An 18,868-nucleotide genomic window follows, 5' to 3' on the forward strand; every position below is an offset into this window, starting at 1 on the left:
ATGGTCCGCGTACTCTTTTACGTTCTTGTAATAGCAATTCTTGGAGCCGGTTTTGCCTGGCTTGCCAATAATCCTGGCGATCTCGTTATGGACTTCGGCTCAAGCAGGGTCACTGTTTCTGTTTTGACAGCAGTGATTGCTTTTGTTCTTCTTGTTGTCGTCGTTTTGCTTTTGCTCTTTGTTCTGAAATCGGTTTTTTCAGCGCCGCGCAAACTTTCCCGTCACTTCGAGGAACAACGACAGAAAAAAGGTCGTGACGCATTGTCAAGCGGACTTCTGGCAGTTCTTTCGGGCGATGTCGATACGGCCAAACGCATGAATAAACGTGTTGCTCGTTATCTTGATAGCCAAAATGAACCTCTTGCCAAATTTCTCGAAGCAAAAACATTGCTTATTGAAAATGATGTTCCCAATGCACTTCGCGTTTATGAAGAGATGAGCAAATCTCCCAAAACGAAACTTGCGGGGCTCCATGGGCTTTATCGTGAAGCAATGAGATCGGGTGCTTATGAAGCCGCCGGTCAATATGCTGAAAAAGCAAGTTTGATAGCGCCATCTGTCACTTGGGCCAATCAGGCAATGCTTGACCGGTTATGCGCCGAAGGCTCATGGGACAAGGCGCTCGAGCTTTTTGATCGGGAAGTTAAATCTTTGCCACGCGCCGAACGGTCCAACAAGAAACTCACACATAAGCGGGTGGTTCTTTTGACAGGTCAGGCCAGAGATATGTTCGAATATTACCCTGATGACGCGCGTAAAACCGCGCTGAAAGCCCAAAAGCTCGACCCGTCATTTGTGCCTGCAACACTTGTGGCAACCGATATTCTCTATCGTCAACATGAAATCGGCAAAGCCGACAGACTCATTGAAAATTTATGGAAAAAGTCACCCCATGCCGATCTGGCAAGTCTTTATCTCAATGGTGAAGAACGTGCTGTTGACCGCTTGAAAAAAGCAAAAGCTCTTGCCCAAAAAAATCCGCAAGCCTTTGAATCATGCTTCATTGTTGCCCGCTCGGCTTTCGATGCAGGCGAACTTGGGCTTGCCTGTGAACAGGCGGAAAAGGCGGTAAAGATCGCACCCCGCGAGAGTGCCTATCTTTTGCTTGCCGATATTGAAGAAGCGCAAAGCGGAGATCAGGGGCGGGTACGTCAATGGTTGTCTCTGGCAGTGCGTGCTGATCGTGATCCGGTTTGGATGGCAGATGGCAAAACTTTTGACAAATGGCAGCCGGTCTCGCCGATCAGCGGCAAATTAGATGCATTCCGGTGGCAGGCTCCTTCACGCACTCCGGGATTGACTTTAAATCCTGATGAAGTCATTCCCGCTACAATCGAACAAGCACCGGTCAAAATTAAAAAAACTGCTAGTACGGATCGTGGCAACACGATGAATGCCAATGTGAGGTCAACAAATTTAAAAGACAGGGAAGACAAAAATAAGGGAACACAGACATTCCATACCAAACCGGTTATGATTGTCGATGCTGTTGACCCGTCAAAACTGGAAACTCCTGTCGATGCGACCCGCATCAATGTTGATGATCCCGGTGTGCATAAGAAATAATGCGTCCGTAAGAAATGATATGTGCGCAAAAAAGTGTTTGGGAAAATTTGATTGTCGATCATATCTTCCGTTGTAACTCGTTTTATAACTTCTACGAGAGCGGGAATGATCTGTTAAGCGGCATGTCGGAACATATGCCAAGCCTATTGAGAAACCCGCATGAACACAAAACTTGAATAGTGAAGTTTTTTAAAGAAAATTTATGCAAAGTAACATGCATGACAACTCTAGAAGCGAGGACAGGGATTGATATTAAAGCATCTGGAAGACTTTATAAGATCGCTTGGGAAAGGTGGTCCCGAATTTGGCAACGATGATCCGCGGGTAGCAGCGGTTGCTCTGGCTTTTCACATTGTTGATGCCGATGGGCAGGAACAGGGTGTCGAGAAAAAAGTCCTCTATGACATCGTCTCCCACGAATTCGAACTCGCTGAACCGGATGTGAAAGCGTTGATTGAAGCTGGTAAGGCAGCCAATCGTGACAGTCTCGACATCTTCAACTTTACCTCGACATTAAAACGCCATCTTACAAAAGAAGAATGCATCAAATTTATCGGCGTGTTGTGGGAAATTGCTTATGCTGATGGTTATATTTACGAGTTGGAAGATACGCTGATCTGGCGGATTGCGGAAATGATTGGCGTTGACCGTAAGGATCGACTGGAATTGAAGAAAATGGTGGGCCAAAGGAAACAACTTCCGGAAAAACCGAAAGGCCTGCCAGAAACTAAATAGGTTATTGGAATAGAATGTCATTGGCGGATGAAAAAATTTCCCCGAAAGAGGAAAAGCAAAAAATAGCGGTTGTTTTGCATCAGGCCTCTTCAAGTACCGGACGCATCGGCCAAATCTTGCAGAAGAACGGCTTCGAGTTGAGCATTTACCGGCCGGTGTTAGGAGATTGTCTTCCAACAACATTGAAAGATTATGCAGGAGCAATCATTTTTGGTGGCCCGATGAGTGCTAATGACAATGAGCCGTTTATCAATCGCGAAATGGATTGGATATCGGTTGCGCTTAAAGAAAATAAACCGTTTCTCGGTATTTGTCTCGGGGCACAATTGCTTGCACGGAATCTTGGCGGCACAGTCAAACCACGTAGCGATGGTGAAGTCGAAATCGGCTGGTATCCGATTGAAGCGACTGGAAGTGGCAAACGCGTCATGGACTGGCCAAAAATGGTTTATCATTTCCATAGCGAAGGCATTTATGATTTGCCACAAGGTGCGGAGCTTCTGGCCAAGGGGAATACATATCCTACACAAGCTTTCCGCTATGGTGAAAATGCGTGGGGTTTGCAATTCCATTCCGAATTGACGCGTGCAATGATGCAGCGTTGGGTGGTGCACGGTGCCGAACGTTTAGAGTTGAAGGGCGCCCAATGCGCAAAGTCGCAACTGGAAGGACGTTTCATCTATGATCCGGCGTTACGTCGCTGGATCGAACAGGCACTTGTCAAAATGTTCGGCAAGCCGAAGTAAAACATTCAATCCTGACCGATAATATCGAATGCGGTTTTAAAGTTTGTAGATTGTTTCAAGTCCATCAGTCTTGGAGAAGTTTTACAAGCTTTTCCAGAGACTTGTCGGGAATGCCCATTTTCCTTAAACTTGCGGCAGTATTAACCACGTAATCAATGTTGGAACCGGCAAGTCCATGACTTTGGCGGATAATGAGCGCCATATTTTCCCGATCAAGCTTTTTGGCATATTGTTCGTGCGAGTGATCTGCAACAAAAAACAATCCGTTGACGATGCGGCCGTCTTTCAGGTGGATCGGCTTCAACTTTTCGATATAGACACTGTTTACCTGTTCGCGCTTGATCAGATAATCATAGGTTTTTTTTGTGTCTTCCACCGGAACGTGAAAAGCGAGCCCGTCGCAACACCCGCCGCGATCAAGCCCTAGAACGAGACCCGGATTTTCGACAGTTCCGCGATAATGGTTGGAATAGATACATAAAGAACGATGATAGCCGTAAAGTCGGGCAGGCGACATAAAATCATAGGTAAAACCCGGATTCCAAATCAAAGAGCCATAGCCGAAAACCCAAAAATCGTGCATTTGTTGCTCATCCTCATCACATGCACTTTTACATGGTTTTGATATATGCACTAAAAAAAACATAAATGTCTATGGAGATATAAAGACTTATTCTCTATGATCGGCAAAAATTTTTCATGGAAATTGCGAGTAAAAACTTCAGATGTCTTCATTCGACTTCGAGCCTCAACGCAAATCGGTCAATCACAGATATATTGTTCGGGGTGTATTTGCCGTTGTGGTAATTGTTATACTCTACACAATCATCTGGTATTTTCTGGCAAATAAAGTCGAAGAAAAAGTTTCCAATCAATTGGCCACTTATAATGAAAGTGGCTTTGTCGTTTTATGCGAGAATATGCATAAAACCGGCTATCCGCTCAGAATTGGTGTTTCTTGTGACACAGTCAATTTGCAACAATTGATGAAAGGTTTTGCCTTTTCGGGTGAAAAAATAATTGCCGGCGCACCTGTTTATGCACCGCGCTGGCTCGAACTGTCATTGACAGCACCTATCTCTCTCGAATTTCCGGGACTCGTTCCACTTTCGGCAAAATGGAGCCAAATGGCGATTGAAACCGATATGAGCGGGGAAATCCCCGATGCAGTCAGTTTGCGCACAGACAATTTAGAAATCGGCTCGAAAGCGGAAGCCGGCCAATTGCTCGACAGAACCACAGCGAAGTTTTTGCGTTTTGATGCGCATGGATTAAATACCAATCTTGATGCCAGATTGACGTTTGAAAATCTGGTTCTGCCCTTGATAATTCCGCACGAAAATACACCTGTTCCGGAAATGAGCGGAGATATCAAATGGTCAATCGACCAAGCTTTTTCGCTTTTTGAAGTGAGTGAAGACGAAATCGATCCGCTTCAACGCTTGCGGGGTCATAAGGGCTTTTTGAAATCGTCGACAGTCCGTTTTGAAAGCGGTGGTTCGATAACCGTTTCGGGGCCTTTTTCATTCAACGATGAAGGGTATCTCAATGCAAAATTCGATATAGCCATTAGTGACCAGAACAAGCTGTTGCAAACAGCACGTAATGCATTTCCCGCTCAGGCTGACAATCTTAAAACAATCTTTTTTGCGTTAAATGCCATGCAGAAGAATGACAAAGGCGATCCGGTTTTGCAGCTTTCGATAAAAAATGGCGAGGTCCGTTTGGCCTTTTTCAAAATCGGGCATATCGATCCGATTTGATATGTCAAGTTTCCGCACGGGCGTAAAAGGATAGATAATTTGCTATCATTGATGACGCGTTTCCTTCACGCTTTTCGCGCTATAAGTTGCGCTATAAACCGGAATTATTTCATTTAAAATGAGCGCGAAAATTTTATTCTAAATTATTTTTATGAAAACAAATCAATGCTTTATAAAAAGCAATGGATAAGTCGGACAACGGTTCACTAAAACTACCCGGGTCATACGTTTGCGCGCTCGCGAATTTTAATTCCGGTTCTAGCGGGCTCAATATTCTTGGCACCAATCATCACTTTCGCACTTGTGACAGGGGGCAACAGGTTTTAAATAAAAGCTTGTTTTATAAAGAAGGCATTGTTGATGAGCAATTCTGGAAAGTCTGTTCTTGTTATTTCAAGCCACGTTATTCGCGGTTCGGTTGGAACGCGTGTGAGTGTCAATGCTCTTGAACAAATGGGTTATGCTGTCTGGGATATGTTGACCGTCAGCATGACATGGCAACCGCGTCATGGTCCATCCCATCGTCTCATCGTACCGGTTGCGGATTTCAAGGCATGGGCTGATGATATCATCCGCTCGAAATGGGTAGGAGAAATTACAGCTGTTATGACCGGCTATTTCGGAAGTGCCGAACAGATCAAGATTACAGCCGATCTTATCAAAACGCTCAAACAGAAAAATCCGCATCTTGTCTATTTTTGTGATCCGGTTCTGGGCGATGAAGGCGGGCTTTATGTCGGGGAAGATATTGCAAAAGAAACAGTTTCACGACTATTGCCGCTTGCCGATATTTTGAAACCCAATCGCTCGGAACTTGAGTGGATTGTATCGAAAAAACTTGAGACCAATCACGAGATTATCGCTGCTGCACGAAAAGTGGGGTGCAAGACAACGCTTGTTACTTCTGCCTGGCCACTTTTAAAAAATGCTACCGGCAATCTGCTTGTAACAGATAAATCAATTCTGCTCGCCGAACATCCGTTGGTGAAAGATCCGGTCAATGGTCTGGGCGATCTCACAGCTGCACTTTTCCTTGCCCGCATTCTTGATGGTGACAATGAAGAAGATGCTCTCCGTTTTGCTACGGCTTCTGTTTACACATTGCTTATGGAAACAACGAGGCACAATGCTTACGAGCTGATGCTTGAAAGCGGGCTTCATCGTTTAGGAACACTCGCCGAGCGCGTTACGTTGCGTTATCTCAAAGATACGGCGGACATGTCCAAGAATAAGTAACAGGCGAAGAACGCAGATACCGCCAAGTGATGATTTATGTTTGATTTTCCCGAAAAGCTTTTAAATGGCTATCATACGTTCATGAACACACGGCTTGTTCATGAACGTGAGCGCTATAAACAATTGGCTTATGAAGGGCAAAAACCCGAGACAATGGTTATAGCCTGCTGCGATTCACGCACTGCGCCCGAGACAATTTTCGATACCGATCCCGGTGAAATATTTGTTATGCGCAATGTGGCCAATCTGGTTCCACCTTTTCATCCCGATAAAGAATATCATGCGACGTCGGCCGCGTTGGAATTTGCGGTCCAGTCATTGAAGGTCAAAAACATTGTTGTACTTGGCCATGCACGCTGTGGCGGTATACGTAATGCACTTGACCTTGAGGGAAAGCCGCTTTCCTCTGTCGATTTTATCGGCAAGTGGATGGGGCTTTTGACACCGGCTGCCGAAGCTGTTGCAACCAATACATTGATGACTTCGAGTGAGCGTCAAACAGCACTCGAGCGGATTTCCATCCGCTATTCGATAAATAATCTGCGTACGTTTCCGTGGATAAAACAGCGTGAAGATCAGGGAAAGCTTACGCTTCACGGTGCATGGTTCGATATTGCAACAGGTGAATTATGGATTATGGACCGGCGTAGCGGTGACTTTACCCGTGCCGAATAATGATTTTCGTTTTTTGAACCGGTTAGCCGGTTGAATAGGCTATTAAATATGAAAAAGCCTGCCGATCAGGCAGGCTTTTTCTATTTTTTAAAATATTGAAGCAATAACGGGTCAATAACTTCTACTTGTCATCGTCATAGAACAATTCCGGCCGCAATTTTACGGCCTGCCGTTTTATCAATTGCCGTCTATCTGTTTACCCATGATGGCAATTGATTGTTGGTAAACACTTGCATCATTCCACCCCTGGATGGCAGCAAAATTGGGCTCTCCGGGTTGATAACCCTGTCCCGGTTGCCAACCATGGGCGCGCAAAAAATTGAATGTCGAAGCAAGGGCGTCGGCCTTCGAATTGATCATGTCGATATGACCGTTACCATCACCATCGACGCCATAAAGCAGAACGTTTTTTGGCAAGAATTGTGTTTGCCCGATCTCGCCATGCATAGCACCGATAGAATTTGGATCAAAATCTCCGCGGTCAATCAGCTTTAAAGCTGCATAGAGCTGGTCGGTAAAAAAGGCGCTGCGCCGACAATCATAAGCCAATGTTGCAACGGCTGACAGTGTATGTTGTTTACCCATAAAGGAACCGAAGCTCGTTTCCATACCCCAAATAGCAATAACCGGACCGGAAGCAACACCGTATTTTTTCTCAAGCCGGTCAAACAGTGCCGCATTTTGCTTTTTCATCACTCTGCCACGGGCAACAATGGTTGATGAACCACGCTTCTTCATGAATTGATCAAGGCTTAGTTTGAAACTTTTCTGGCCGCGGTCTGCATTGATGGTTGCTTGGGCATAGTGCACATTATCCAAGGCGGCTATACCACGCTTGCCAATTCCGTTTGCTGCGGCTTCCTGCTTGGTTGCCTCTACCCAGTTTTCAAAACCGGCCGAAGTACTTCCGCATTTTGGAGCTGCAAGGGCAACTCCGGTGGTTGCGGCAAATGCTAAGCCGATAAAACCGGCCTTTATCGCGCTTTTACAAAACATTCGAGCTGTTCCTTCTTAAAAAACCTAACCTTTGTGCAGGTAAAATGTTGTTTATCGCTTATAACAAGTTGGTTCTGAAACCAAGTAGGATTACACTTTATCAAATACATTATGCATAAACCTTGACAAGATGCTCCTTTTGCTGTTTTAAGACGCTTTAAATCTGCGACAAGCTTATCAGACTTGGAGCCACCGACCGGGACCCGTAATGGTATAAAGAGATCCCGGAGGTCAACATCCGACAGCGCGATGCGCCCTCGGGTGCGTGTTTCGTTTGGTTCGGGTTTGTTGGCTTATTAAAGAGGTAGACAATGTTTGATTCCTTACAGGAACGTCTGGGCACCATTCTGAACAATCTGACAGGGCGGGGAAGCCTGTCGGAGCAGGATGTTGCAACCGCTCTGCGTGAGGTCCGTCGTGCGCTGATTGAAGCCGATGTTGCACTTGATGTTGTGCGCTCCTTTACCGACCGTGTCCGTGAAAAGGCGGTTGGTGCCAATCTCTTGAAATCAATCAAACCGGGGCAAATGGTTGTCAAACTCGTTCATGACGAGTTGGTGGAAATGCTTGGCACCGAAGGCATTTCAATAGACCTTAATGCACCTTCACCGGTTGTTATCATGATGGTCGGCCTGCAAGGTTCAGGTAAAACCACAACTTCGGCAAAAATTGCCAAACGTCTTACTGAAAAACAGAACAAGAAAGTCTTGATGGCTTCTCTTGATACGCGTCGTCCGGCAGCTCAGGAACAGTTGCGCCAGCTCGGCGAACAGATTCATGTGCCGACATTGCCGATCATCGCCGGCCAGACACCGGTGGAAATAGCTGCCCGTGCTGTTCAGGTGGCCAAACTTGGCGGTCAGGATGTTGTTATTCTCGACACTGCCGGTCGCACCCATATTGACGAACCGCTCATGGTTGAAATGGCCGACATTAAGGCCAAATCCGCACCACATGAAATATTGCTCGTTGCCGATAGTCTGACCGGTCAGGATGCTGTCAACCTTGCCCGTTCGTTTGACGAGCGTGTGGGCATTACCGGCATCATATTGACACGTATGGATGGTGACGGGCGCGGTGGTGCTGCTCTTTCCATGCGCGCTGTGACCGGCAAACCGATCAAGGCCATTGCAACCGGCGAAAAAATGGAAGCGCTGGAAGAATTCCATCCGCGTCGCATTGCCGATCGTATTCTAGGTATGGGCGACATTGTTTCGCTGGTTGAAAAAGCTGCCGAAACAATAGATCAGGAAAAAGCCGCCGCACTTGCCAAAAAAATGCAAAAGGGCAAATTCGACCTGAGCGATTTGGCCGAACAGCTCAAGCAAATGAAAAAATTGGGTGGCATGGGCGGCATTCTCGGTATGATGCCCGGTATCGGAAAAATGAAAGATCAGATTGCGGCTGCCGGTCTTGACGACAATCTTTTTAACCGCCAATTGGCCATTATTTCTTCCATGACCAAAGAAGAACGTGCCAATCCGGATCTTTTGAAACATAGCCGCAAACAGCGCATTGCCAAAGGGTCGGGTACCAATGCGGCCGACATCAACAAACTTCTTAAAATGCATCGCCAGATGGCCGACATGATGAAAATGATGGGCGGCAAAGGCAAAGGCGGTCTGATGCAGAAGATGATGGGCGGCATTGGCGCCAAATTGGGATTTGGCGGTTTGGGTGGTGGTCTTCCCGATCTTTCGTCAATGGATCCCAAGCAATTGGAAAAAATTCAAAAACAGGCTGAAAGTGCAGGCCTTGGAAACAAACTTCCCGGTCTTGGTGGCGGGACATTACCCGGACTGCCTTCAAGCGGAACAAAATTCCAAGGGCTTCCCGGCCTGCCGAAAAAGCATTGAAAAACGAAGAAACGTTGAAGATTATGAGTGATACGAAAATTCCTGAAGAGCTTTTGCAACTTCGTGATTCGATTGACAATTTTGATGCCGCACTTGTGCATATTCTTGCCGAACGGTTCCGCTGCACCAAAGCTGTCGGAGTTTTAAAGGCAAAATACGGCCTTCCGCCCGCCGATCCATCACGCGAAAAACGTCAGGTAGCTCGTCTGCGCAAGCTTGCAGAAGAAAGCCATCTTGATCCTGATTTTGCGGAGAAATTCTTAAGTTTTATTGTCAAAGAAGTTATTCGTCACCATGAAGCGACAGCTTTGAAACTTAATTCGAAATAAGAAAACAATTCTGCCGGAACACGAAAAGGCCGGCGGCAACCCGATTGGTTAAAAAACCAAAACCGACAATAGGAGATAAAACATGTCGTTGAAAATTCGTCTGTCACGCGCAGGTTCAAAAAAGCGTCCTTACTATCATATCGTTATCGCCGATATCCGCAGCCCGCGTGATGGCCGGTTTATTGAACGTGTCGGTTTCTGGAATCCGATGCTTGCCGACGAGAATGATCGCATAAAGATGGATAACGAGCGCATTCAATATTGGCTTAGTCATGGTGCTTTGCCAACAGATCGCGTTGCACGTTTCCTTGATGCTGCCGGTCTTTTCAAACGCAAACCACGTAACAATCCGAATAAAGCGCTTCCGGGCAAAAAAGCTCAGGAACGTATTGCTGCTGCTAAACAGGCTGAAGAAGAAGCCAAAGCTGCCGCAGCTGCTCCTGCCGAGGAAGCAGCCCAGCCAACCGAATAAGCTTTTAAAATTGAAACTTTCGGGACTTCCGACAAGTTTTTAAAAAAAGTCAAAAAACGGGCGTTTGAGGCCCGTTTTTTGTTGGAATCCTGTGTGACTCATAAATGAAGAATTGAATGATTTTTTTGCGTTCTTCATTTTTATCTCGCGGTGTAAGTTTATAACCGGAATGGATTGCAGCAACGGCTCTAAACCGGCAGAAAGGCGGTTGATGAACAATCATTTGCGGCAAGCAATGAACAAATCTTTTTTAAAAAATGCCAAAACCTGTCCGATCAAGCCGGAAAGGCGGTAAAGCTTTCTGTATTATCCATTACCGAATGGAAAAAACGACGGAAGAGTTCAGGCTCAAGATAAAAAATTATGAAACCCGAAACAACAGCTTGTAAAAGCCGGTTTTGAAAATTTGTGTAACAAATTGTTTTAAGAATATTAAAAGAGCAATATTACGCCAAGCGAGCCAATATCGCTTGAAACGAACTGAGTTGTTCAATGAAGTCAGGTTAACTGGATCAACTTTCAAAAATTAGAAGTCGATAGCCCGTCCCTTTATTTCCCAATCTCCATAGCGTGAAGGATCGTTGCCACCACGGCCACCAATTTCCTTGGGCGCATCGGTTTTTTTGGCTTTTTTACGCCGTTCTTCAGCCTCTTTCAGTGCTCTTTGTGCAGCAGGCGGAAGTTCTTTTTTTTCAGATTGTTCGTTATTCGCCGTTTGTTCTTGTTGCTTGTCAGTCATTTTTAATATGTCTTCCATTGAAGAAAATGGAGATATTCACCATCATATAAGGACGAATATGCTTTATATCGGAGTTGTTGACAATGAATTTTATGCGTACCGCCATGCTTCTTGCTTTCATGACGGCACTATTGATGGGCGTCGGTTACCTGATTGGCGGCGGTAATGGTGCAATGATCGCATTTCTCATTTCAGCCGGAATGAATCTGTTTTCCTATTGGAATTCGGATAAAATGGTTTTGAGTATGTATGGTGCACGTCAGGTTGATGAGCGCAGTTCCCCCCAATATTACCGGATTGTCAGCGACCTTGCCAGAAAAGCCGGTCTCCCCCAGCCGAAAGTCTTTGTGATTGATGATGCCCAGCCCAATGCTTTTGCAACAGGACGCAATCCTGAACATGCTTCTGTCGCGGCCACAGCGGGTCTGTTGAACGCCCTTAGTCCGGAAGAACTGGCCGGTGTCATGGCGCACGAGCTGTCACATGTGCAAAACCATGACACACTGACAATGACGATAACGGCATCGATTGCCGGTGCCATTTCCATGCTTGGCAATTTTGCATTGTTTTTCGGCAGTAGTAACCGCGATTCCAATGGCAACTCCAATTCATCCGGTATTATCGGTACGATTATCGCGATGTTTGTCGCGCCTTTTGCTGCTATGCTTGTGCAAATGGCGATCAGTAGAACACGCGAATATGCGGCCGATAAACGTGGTGGGCAGATATGCGGAAATCCGCTATGGCTTGCTTCGGCTTTGAACAAAATTGCCCGTGGTGTTGAAACTATCCCCAATGAAGAGGCAGAGCATAATCCGGCAACGGCACATTTGTTTATCATCAATCCCCTGAATGGCAGTGGGGCTGATAATCTTTTTTCTACCCATCCCTCGACAGAAAATCGTATTGCAGCTTTGCGCAAACAGGCCGAGGAAATGAATATTACGACAACAAGCGGTTCCCCATGGGAAAATATGCGCCGCACTGTTGAACGCCCGTCATGGATGCGCAATAACACGCCAAAAGGTCCATGGTCATAATGAGTCGATATTGGCAAATAAACGTAAAATAGATCAATCTGGTTTGTCAGAAAAAAAATCTGTTTCCGCTGTTCCGGGACTTCCGGCAAGACAGGCAGCAGCCCGCCTTCTTTCGGCAGTGATTGACAAAAAGACTTCGCTTGATGGCCTCACTGATAATGAGCACGGACATCCCCAATATTTGGCACTTGAAATGCGCGATCGTATGCTGGTGCGCGCCATTTTGGGGGCAGCACTTCGCCATCGTGCCGGTATTGAAAGAATCTTTAAGTCTTATCTTGATCGGCCTTTGCCGCAAAATGCCCTGTCCTTAAGGCATCTTCTCCATGTCGCGGCTGCACAAGTGCTCTATCTTGACGTTCCTGACCATGCGGCAATTGATCTTGCTGTCACGGCCGCTAAAAGCGACCCACGCAATCAGCGCTTTTCAGGACTTGTGAATGCAATTTTGCGAAAACTTGCCCGCAATGCCGACAAAGAACGGGCACAAAGCTCGGCAATAGAAAATATTCCGGCATGGTTTTCGGAAATGCTTGTTGAAAACTATGGCCGTGAAAAGGCAGCGAAAATTCTTGCCGCACAGGCAAATGAACCACCAATCGATATTTCAGTCAAAAGCAACCCTGAAATGTGGGCAGAAAAACTCGGCGGGCATGTTCTCTTCAATGGCACAGTTCGGCTTGAACATGTCGAAGGAGCGATAAGCGATCTTGAAGGTTATCAGCAAGGGGAATGGTGGGTGCAAGATGCGGCCGCCTCTCTTCCCGCCCGTTTGCTCGGTGATATCAAAGATAAAACTGTTGCAGATTTATGTGCAGCACCCGGCGGAAAAACAGCAGAACTTGCCGTTCAGGGAGCCCGTGTAACGGCAATCGATCTTTCTGAAAACCGCCTGAAGCGTTTACAACGCAATATGGAAAGGCTCGATTTGAAGGTTGCAACATGGGCTGGCAACTTTAAAGACTTCAAACCGCAAGAGCTTTTCGATGCTGTTTTGCTTGACGCGCCCTGTTCATCGACCGGAACAATTAGAAGACACCCTGATATTTTATGGACAAAAGATATTAGTGACGTTGAAAAACTTGCGAAATTACAGCTTGAACTTCTTGTCGCCTCCATTTCGTTTGTCAAAATTGGCGGTTTGATTGTCTTTGCAAATTGTTCGATTGCCCAACAGGAAGGTGAAGAGCTCGTCAATAACGTCCTCTCTAGCCGCAATGACATCAAGCTCGTGCCAATCCGTGATGAGGAAGTGGCGGGAAGAAAAGAACTTTTGTCAAACGGCGTTTTGCGTACAACCCCCGCTGATCTGGAAGGGGCAACGCCGTTATTGTCGGGGATGGACGGCTTTTTTGCTGCCAGATTCCAACGTATTTCCTGAATTTCCGTTACGACGCTATTATTTTCAATTTTTGTGCCGCTTTGTCCTGACAAAAGAGAAATCGGCAAGTGTAAATTCTTGAAGCCTTTAATTTATTCTATTTGCGAAGTTAAAATAGCAAGTACAAAATTTGCAATTTTTATCGCCGACATTTCAAGGCTGAACGCATGGAAACCGGCATAAGACCTATGCTTTTTTGCGGGAAATTGATGATAAGATTTTCCATCCTTTGAAGAGGGGGGATCAGCAGTTTTTTATTAAAATTAACCAATCATTCACCTTAATCAAAGAAAATACCCTCAAGTTTGTTTTCTTGGAGTTCCGATCGTGTCCACTACAGTTGATCAGCAATATAAAACGTCGCCGGCGCTCTATGCTGCGATGCGTTTGTTGCGGCGTCTGTGCGTCGGACCATTATTTCGTTGGCGTTTTTCGGGCTTTCGCCCGCAGCGCATTCTTGCCGAACCGGTCGATCTTCATTTGGCCGATCCGGAAATGGCGCATGAATTCTATCATGGCCGGTTCGCACTTGCCGGACGGATTGTGCAAACAGGGTCAATCTCGCCTTTTGCAATCGAACCGCCAACTCCGGCTTGGGAAGCGGCACTTAACGATTTCAGTTGGCTCCGGCATCTTGATGCGGCACGCACTCCTCTTGCCAATGCCCATGCCCGTTCTTTGCTCAATGATTGGCTTGAACAATCCGGAAAACATGTCAAAGGACCTGCTTGGTATCCCGATGTTGCGGCACGAAGACTGATTTCCTGGCTTTGCCATGCACGAATGTTGCTTGATGGAGCAAATGAAAATTTCGAACGTCGGTTTTTGCGTGCATTAGGTTTTCATGCACGGTTTTTAAGAACAGCTATCCGCAATATGGACGAGAATGAAAACCGTCTTGAGGCGGCAGTTGCTTTATGTTTTGCGTCCATTTGTTTGCCGGTGTCTCCTTCAATGAAGAAGGCAGCACAGGCGCAGCTTACCCGCTCGTTGACCCGACAAATATTGCCGGATGGCGGGCATATTTCGCGCAATCCCGCAACATTGCTTTCGCTATTGACCGATCTTATCGCACTGCGTCACCTTTATGCCCACAGTAAAGAGACCGCATCGAGAATACTGGTTGATTCGGTTGAACGCATGTTACCGGCTTTGCGGTTTTTTGTTCATCAGGATCAGACACTTGCCCATTTCAACGGTGTCGGACCGGTTTTGCCGGAACGTCTGGCGGTCGTTTTAAAACTCGACGAGACAGCCGGTATGCCTTTTTCACATGCTCCCTATTCCGGCTATCAAAGACTTTATGCCAATAACACAACGATCATTGCCGATACCGGAACCATACCGCCGCGTCAGGTTTCCTATCAGGCGGCCGCAGGTTGCCTTTCCTTTGAAATGTCCTCAGGTGCCGACCGTTTTATTATCAATGCGGGAATCGACCCTTATGGACCGGCTGATTATGCTTTGATGGCGCGGGCGACTGCAGCCCATTCGACGGCAACATTGAATGATACATCGTCCGGTAAATTCCATAAGCGCAAAGGTAACAGCCCTGCGGCACTCATAAGCGGCCCGACTATTGTCAATATAAAGCGCGTTGAAGAACCCGACCGTGTCGGTTTTGTAGCAAGTCATAACGGTTATCTCGGATCATTCAACATGATCCACGAGCGTGGATTGCTGCTAATGTCCAATGGCAATATTATCGACGGTTATGACCACTTTTTTGCGCCTGCCGGCAAATCCATCAAAAGCGATGGCCGTGATAATGTAGCGGTGCGTTTCCATCTTCATCCGCATGTCGAGGTGAGCCATGATGGTAACAGCTTGCGTCTGGAAGTTGTGGGAGGAGATGCGTGGAATTTTATGTCGCCCGATGCCGATATTCAACTTGAAGATTCAATAGACTTTGCAGATGTGAATGGCCCTAAACGGACACGTCAGATTGTCTTGAATTTTCGACCGGTTTTAACCGAAAAAATCCGTTGGCGGTTTACACGTATTACCGGAGCAAGCTAAGTATTTGGCTCGAAAATGAAGGTATTTTGAAAAGAGCTTATCTAAAAGTTCCAAGTCAAAACCGTTCACTTTTCCATTCATAGAGTGTTTTTTCCAACTTCCTGTGCTATGGCAGTCAAGGTTATTTCTTCTGCGTAAATTTCAGGAACAATATTATGACTGTGACATCGAAACACATTCCCGCGCCCGATTTGCTTCGGGTGCGTCGGGCACTTATTTCCGTATCGGATAAAACCGGTCTTATCGAATTTGCAACGCGGCTCCACGAATATGGTGTCGAACTTATTTCGACAGGTGGTACTGCAAAGGCTCTGGCTGAAGCCGGCTTGCCTGTCAAAGATGTTTCCGAAGTAACCGGTTTTCCGGAAATTATGGATGGTCGGGTGAAAACTCTGCATCCGGCAATTCATGGAGGCATACTTGCAATCCGTGACGATCCCGAACATCAGGCCGCAATGAAAAAACACGGAATTGTCGGCATTGATCTTGTTGCTGTCAATCTTTATCCATTCGAGGAAACAAGACTTTCCGGTGCCGATAATGAAACTATTGTCGAAAACATCGACATTGGTGGTCCGGCAATGATTCGTGCGGCGGCAAAAAACCATGCCTATGTTACGGTTGTAACAGATGCGGATGATTATAATCTGGTATTGGCTGAACTTGATAAAAATGAAGGCAGTCTGAAGCTTTCCTTCCGTCGCATGCTGGCTGCCCGTGCTTTTGCTCGTACAGCTTCATATGATGCAGCAATATCGAACTGGTTTGCCGAAAAGCTTGAAATTGATACGCCGAAATGGCGTGCGATCGGCGGCGAACTTGAAACGATTATGCGCTATGGCGAAAATCCGCATCAAAAGGCCGGCTTTTATCTTACTGGTGAAAAACGGTTTGGTGTATCAACGGCACAGGTTTTACAGGGAAAACAGCTTTCCTATAACAATATCAATGATACCGACGCAGCCTTTGAAACCGTTGCCGAATTCGATCCGGAAAAGAGTGCAGCGGTCGCCATTATCAAACATGCCAATCCTTGCGGGGTTGCCAAAGGCAAAACGTTGAAAGAAGCTTATCTCAAAGCTTTGGCTTGCGATTCTGTTTCGGCTTTCGGTGGTATTATTGCGCTGAACCGTCCGCTAGACGAAGATTGTGCTGCGGAAATTACCAAAATTTTTACCGAAGTTATTATCGCACCGGATGCTACAGAAACGGCCCGCGAGATCATTGCCAAGAAGAAGAATCTGCGTCTTCTGATTACCGGTGGTCTGCCTGATCCGCGCGCTCCCGGTTTGACAATGAGAACCGTATCTGGCGGCATGTTGGTTCAGACGCGCGACAACGGTGTGATTGACGATCTCGAATTAAAGGTAGTCACAAAACGCCAACCGACCGAAGCGGAAATGCGCGATCTCAAATTTGCCTTTCAGGTCGCCAAACACGTCAAATCTAATGCCATTGTCTATGTGAAGGATAATGCAACAGTCGGTATAGGTGCCGGTCAGATGAGCCGTGTGGATTCAGCCCGTATTGCCGCTCATAAGGCTCTCGATGCAGCTAAAATCGCCGGCATGAGTGAACCTTTGACCAAAGGTTCGGTCGTTGCCTCCGACGCTTTCTTCCCGTTTGCCGATGGATTGTTGTCGGCTGTTGAAGCGGGTGCAACAGCGGTTATCCAGCCCGGCGGTTCTATCCGCGACGACGAGGTGATTGCAGCCGCCGACGAAAACAATATTGCAATGGTCTTTACCGGTATGCGGCATTTCCGTCACTGAATGGATGGAAAGAACAAAGATTTCATACAAGGAAAAGCTGCCGGATCAATTCCGGCAGTTTTTTAATGCTACGACTGTTTCTGATACTTGCCGGAATTGATGAAAGACCACTTTGACCACGCATTAAAGCGGAAGCATCGGAGAAAAATAGAGATTATTTGGGTGAAAATATTTTTAACAGGTTATGCGTTGTTTTGATGGATTCACCTGATATTTTTGTAAAATTGGCCAATTTTCTTGAATAGGCGGTGTAAATATGACGCATGTCGCATTGGAAATCCGGCAGGAATAATTGCAATGCATATAAGCCTCGATTGAATGAAACGGATACGGCGTTCCTTCCTTGAGATAGTTTCGAGACTTTAGACGATAGCCGGATTCGTCAATTCCCATATCAACAAATTATTTTCCATCGCCAACAATATATTCATGTCCGTGGAGCTGGTTGCAATTAACGAAAAATTAACCATGCTTTAAGAGTTTTATTAGAAAATATCTTCATCTTGCAAGTTGTTTTGAAAAGGAAACTAGAATTTCTTTCGTTCAAATTTGTAATTTGGCTTAATTTAGAACAATTCTCATGAAATTTTTGATAAGAATTATGGCAAGAGACAGCGTTTTATTGCTTAAATAAGGCCGGATGTTGCGAAATGAGGCAAAAAGCTGACAATTCTTAACGAATTGTGACTAAAAAATATGCAAAATGCTTAAACGTTGCACAGCAGCTATGCAATCTTGTCACTCCTCAATTCAGAAAGGCAAGACTATATACGCCTCAACAAATTCCAACATAGTAGTATTAATCAGGTGAGTGTCATGAACCTCCTTCGTAGTTTTAATAAATGGCGCCGTTATCGCACGACCTATAATGAATTGAGTCGTCTTTCTGCTCATGAATTGAACGATCTCGGCATTACCCGTTCCGAGATTGCGGAGATAGCTCGCCGTACAGCACGCTAAAAGCTCACAGAGCCTTTTCCCCTCGGGCTCTGTGTGGAAAGCCTTTCCTTCCCTTGAGGCTTTCCCTTCGTAACGTCTGCTGCCCCCTCCCGCAGCAGGCGTTTTTTTTGATCGTAAACACTAGTTTGGCGCTATAGGCAAAATCAGCTCTGTTCTCACATCCTGTGGGCCAAGCGTTTTTTGTTTCCGAATTTTATTTTAGTCTTTGTAATCAATACATCAGTCTGGTTTATAGCTTGTCTATATTAGAGGGTCTCTCGGCACGGGGTCACTGATTGCAGAGATTATTCTCCGTAGAGAAGGCTAAAAGCTCGCGAGCTATTTCCCTCGGGCTCTATCGTGGGAACTTTTTTACAAATTTGGTTCATGGCTCTCCCGCACTATCAAAGAGTTTTCAGGATTGAATGAGAAAATCAGGATCACAAAAAGAAGAAAACGCCTGATTTAAAAGTGTGCACTTTACAAGCGCAACGATATCTCGGTGGAGATAGCGCCAAAAACCTACGAAACCATTGAATCAACAGCACCTTTCCCGATGAACATGGTCTGGCAAGTCTGCCTTAAGATGCGGGCATTATAATAT

17 protein-coding genes are annotated in these 18,868 nt (G+C 46.1%); 14 read left to right on the plus strand and 3 right to left on the minus strand.

All coding sequences use genetic code 11. The features are described 5' to 3' along the window. From H3V12_RS09140 to H3V12_RS09150, 3 genes are all read left to right on the plus strand, one after another. On the plus strand, window positions 1-1,566 hold the full coding sequence (locus H3V12_RS09140) for a heme biosynthesis HemY N-terminal domain-containing protein (RefSeq protein ID WP_198214432.1): 1,566 nt from the start codon (window positions 1-3) through the stop codon (window positions 1,564-1,566). Between the two features lie 246 nt (window positions 1,567-1,812). Then, the gene (locus H3V12_RS09145; RefSeq protein ID WP_075869424.1) at window positions 1,813-2,301 is read left to right on the plus strand and encodes a TerB family tellurite resistance protein; all 489 of its coding nucleotides are present in this window, start codon (window positions 1,813-1,815) and stop codon (window positions 2,299-2,301) included. 14 nt (window positions 2,302-2,315) lie between these two features. Beyond that, window positions 2,316-3,047, plus strand: coding sequence for a glutamine amidotransferase (locus H3V12_RS09150; RefSeq protein WP_075915404.1), 732 nt, complete (start codon window positions 2,316-2,318; stop codon window positions 3,045-3,047). A 64-nt stretch (window positions 3,048-3,111) separates the two neighbouring features. Here H3V12_RS09150 and H3V12_RS09155 read toward each other — a convergent pair whose 3' ends face one another. Next, window positions 3,112-3,630, minus strand: coding sequence for a gamma-glutamylcyclotransferase (locus H3V12_RS09155; protein ID WP_198214433.1), 519 nt, complete (start codon window positions 3,628-3,630; stop codon window positions 3,112-3,114). Between the two features lie 142 nt (window positions 3,631-3,772). On the opposite strand from H3V12_RS09155, the gene H3V12_RS09160 reads away from it, so the two are divergent. The 3 genes from H3V12_RS09160 (at window position 3,773) to H3V12_RS09170 (ending at window position 6,721) form a co-directional block, all read left to right on the plus strand. Further along, complete coding sequence (locus H3V12_RS09160; protein ID WP_198214434.1) at window positions 3,773-4,810, plus strand: DUF2125 domain-containing protein; 1,038 nt, start codon at window positions 3,773-3,775, stop codon at window positions 4,808-4,810. A 360-nt stretch (window positions 4,811-5,170) separates the two neighbouring features. Next, window positions 5,171-6,046: a pyridoxal kinase gene (pdxY, locus tag H3V12_RS09165; RefSeq protein ID WP_198214435.1), complete on the plus strand. Its 876-nt coding sequence runs from the start codon at window positions 5,171-5,173 to the stop codon at window positions 6,044-6,046. Between the two features lie 36 nt (window positions 6,047-6,082). Next, complete coding sequence (locus H3V12_RS09170) at window positions 6,083-6,721, plus strand: carbonic anhydrase (RefSeq protein ID WP_198214436.1); 639 nt, start codon at window positions 6,083-6,085, stop codon at window positions 6,719-6,721. Between the two features lie 177 nt (window positions 6,722-6,898). Here the strand turns inward: H3V12_RS09170 and H3V12_RS09175 are convergent, their stop codons facing one another. Then, window positions 6,899-7,717 (minus strand): lytic transglycosylase domain-containing protein, encoded by an 819-nt coding sequence (locus H3V12_RS09175; RefSeq protein WP_198214437.1) that lies wholly within the window; start codon window positions 7,715-7,717, stop codon window positions 6,899-6,901. A 311-nt stretch (window positions 7,718-8,028) separates the two neighbouring features. Here H3V12_RS09175 and ffh point away from each other — a divergent pair, with 311 nt between their 5' ends. From ffh to rpsP, 3 genes are all read left to right on the plus strand, one after another. After that, on the plus strand, window positions 8,029-9,573 hold the full coding sequence (gene ffh / locus H3V12_RS09180) for a signal recognition particle protein (protein WP_198214438.1): 1,545 nt from the start codon (window positions 8,029-8,031) through the stop codon (window positions 9,571-9,573). Window positions 9,574-9,596: 23 nt separating this feature from the next. After that, on the plus strand, window positions 9,597-9,902 hold the full coding sequence (locus tag H3V12_RS09185; RefSeq protein ID WP_075913982.1) for a chorismate mutase: 306 nt from the start codon (window positions 9,597-9,599) through the stop codon (window positions 9,900-9,902). Window positions 9,903-9,984: 82 nt separating this feature from the next. Continuing rightward, window positions 9,985-10,374, plus strand: coding sequence for a 30S ribosomal protein S16 (rpsP, locus tag H3V12_RS09190; protein WP_075913820.1), 390 nt, complete (start codon window positions 9,985-9,987; stop codon window positions 10,372-10,374). Between the two features lie 526 nt (window positions 10,375-10,900). Here rpsP and H3V12_RS09195 read toward each other — a convergent pair. Continuing rightward, the gene (locus tag H3V12_RS09195; protein ID WP_075869416.1) at window positions 10,901-11,113 is read right to left on the minus strand and encodes a DUF1674 domain-containing protein; all 213 of its coding nucleotides are present in this window, start codon (window positions 11,111-11,113) and stop codon (window positions 10,901-10,903) included. A gap of 83 nt (window positions 11,114-11,196) precedes the next feature. On the opposite strand from H3V12_RS09195, the gene htpX reads away from it, so the two are divergent. From htpX to H3V12_RS09220, 5 genes are all read left to right on the plus strand, one after another. Continuing rightward, a complete protein-coding gene (htpX, locus tag H3V12_RS09200) occupies window positions 11,197-12,153 on the plus strand; it encodes a zinc metalloprotease HtpX (protein WP_198214439.1) in 957 nt (318 codons plus the stop codon). A gap of 28 nt (window positions 12,154-12,181) precedes the next feature. Beyond that, window positions 12,182-13,534 carry an RsmB/NOP family class I SAM-dependent RNA methyltransferase gene (locus H3V12_RS09205; RefSeq protein ID WP_343211734.1) on the plus strand — a complete coding sequence of 451 codons (1,353 nt, stop codon included), beginning with the start codon at window positions 12,182-12,184 and terminating at the stop codon, window positions 13,532-13,534. 381 nt (window positions 13,535-13,915) lie between these two features. Beyond that, window positions 13,916-15,553, plus strand: a complete 1,638-nt coding sequence (locus tag H3V12_RS09210; protein ID WP_198214548.1) for a heparinase II/III family protein — start codon at window positions 13,916-13,918, stop codon at window positions 15,551-15,553. Window positions 15,554-15,708: 155 nt separating this feature from the next. Further along, window positions 15,709-17,325 (plus strand): bifunctional phosphoribosylaminoimidazolecarboxamide formyltransferase/IMP cyclohydrolase, encoded by a 1,617-nt coding sequence (purH, locus tag H3V12_RS09215; RefSeq protein WP_198214440.1) that lies wholly within the window; start codon window positions 15,709-15,711, stop codon window positions 17,323-17,325. An 816-nt stretch (window positions 17,326-18,141) separates the two neighbouring features. Then, complete coding sequence (locus H3V12_RS09220; RefSeq protein ID WP_075869411.1) at window positions 18,142-18,285, plus strand: DUF1127 domain-containing protein; 144 nt, start codon at window positions 18,142-18,144, stop codon at window positions 18,283-18,285. The last annotated feature ends 583 nt before the right edge of the window (window positions 18,286-18,868 follow it).

It is taken from the genome of Bartonella sp. W8167, from assembly GCF_016100335.1.
Classification (GTDB): domain Bacteria; phylum Pseudomonadota; class Alphaproteobacteria; order Rhizobiales; family Rhizobiaceae; genus Bartonella; species Bartonella apis.

Bases quoted from the DNA above. Each gene is read 5' to 3' on its own strand.
- H3V12_RS09150 (WP_075915404.1), top strand. From the start codon at position 2,316: ATGTCATTGGCGGATGAAAAAATTTCCCCGAAAGAGGAAAAGCAAAAA.
- H3V12_RS09195 (WP_075869416.1), bottom strand. From the start codon at position 11,113: ATGACTGACAAGCAACAAGAACAAACGGCGAATAACGAACAATCTGAA.
- pdxY (WP_198214435.1), top strand. From the start codon at position 5,171: ATGAGCAATTCTGGAAAGTCTGTTCTTGTTATTTCAAGCCACGTTATT.
- H3V12_RS09220 (WP_075869411.1), top strand. From the start codon at position 18,142: ATGAACCTCCTTCGTAGTTTTAATAAATGGCGCCGTTATCGCACGACC.
- purH (WP_198214440.1), top strand. From the start codon at position 15,709: ATGACTGTGACATCGAAACACATTCCCGCGCCCGATTTGCTTCGGGTG.
- H3V12_RS09185 (WP_075913982.1), top strand. From the start codon at position 9,597: ATGAGTGATACGAAAATTCCTGAAGAGCTTTTGCAACTTCGTGATTCG.
- H3V12_RS09210 (WP_198214548.1), top strand. From the start codon at position 13,916: ATGCGTTTGTTGCGGCGTCTGTGCGTCGGACCATTATTTCGTTGGCGT.
- H3V12_RS09160 (WP_198214434.1), top strand. From the start codon at position 3,773: ATGTCTTCATTCGACTTCGAGCCTCAACGCAAATCGGTCAATCACAGA.
- htpX (WP_198214439.1), top strand. From the start codon at position 11,197: ATGAATTTTATGCGTACCGCCATGCTTCTTGCTTTCATGACGGCACTA.
- H3V12_RS09175 (WP_198214437.1), bottom strand. From the start codon at position 7,717: ATGTTTTGTAAAAGCGCGATAAAGGCCGGTTTTATCGGCTTAGCATTT.
- H3V12_RS09155 (WP_198214433.1), bottom strand. From the start codon at position 3,630: ATGCACGATTTTTGGGTTTTCGGCTATGGCTCTTTGATTTGGAATCCG.
- H3V12_RS09140 (WP_198214432.1), top strand. From the start codon at position 1: ATGGTCCGCGTACTCTTTTACGTTCTTGTAATAGCAATTCTTGGAGCC.
- rpsP (WP_075913820.1), top strand. From the start codon at position 9,985: ATGTCGTTGAAAATTCGTCTGTCACGCGCAGGTTCAAAAAAGCGTCCT.
- H3V12_RS09170 (WP_198214436.1), top strand. From the start codon at position 6,083: ATGTTTGATTTTCCCGAAAAGCTTTTAAATGGCTATCATACGTTCATG.
- ffh (WP_198214438.1), top strand. From the start codon at position 8,029: ATGTTTGATTCCTTACAGGAACGTCTGGGCACCATTCTGAACAATCTG.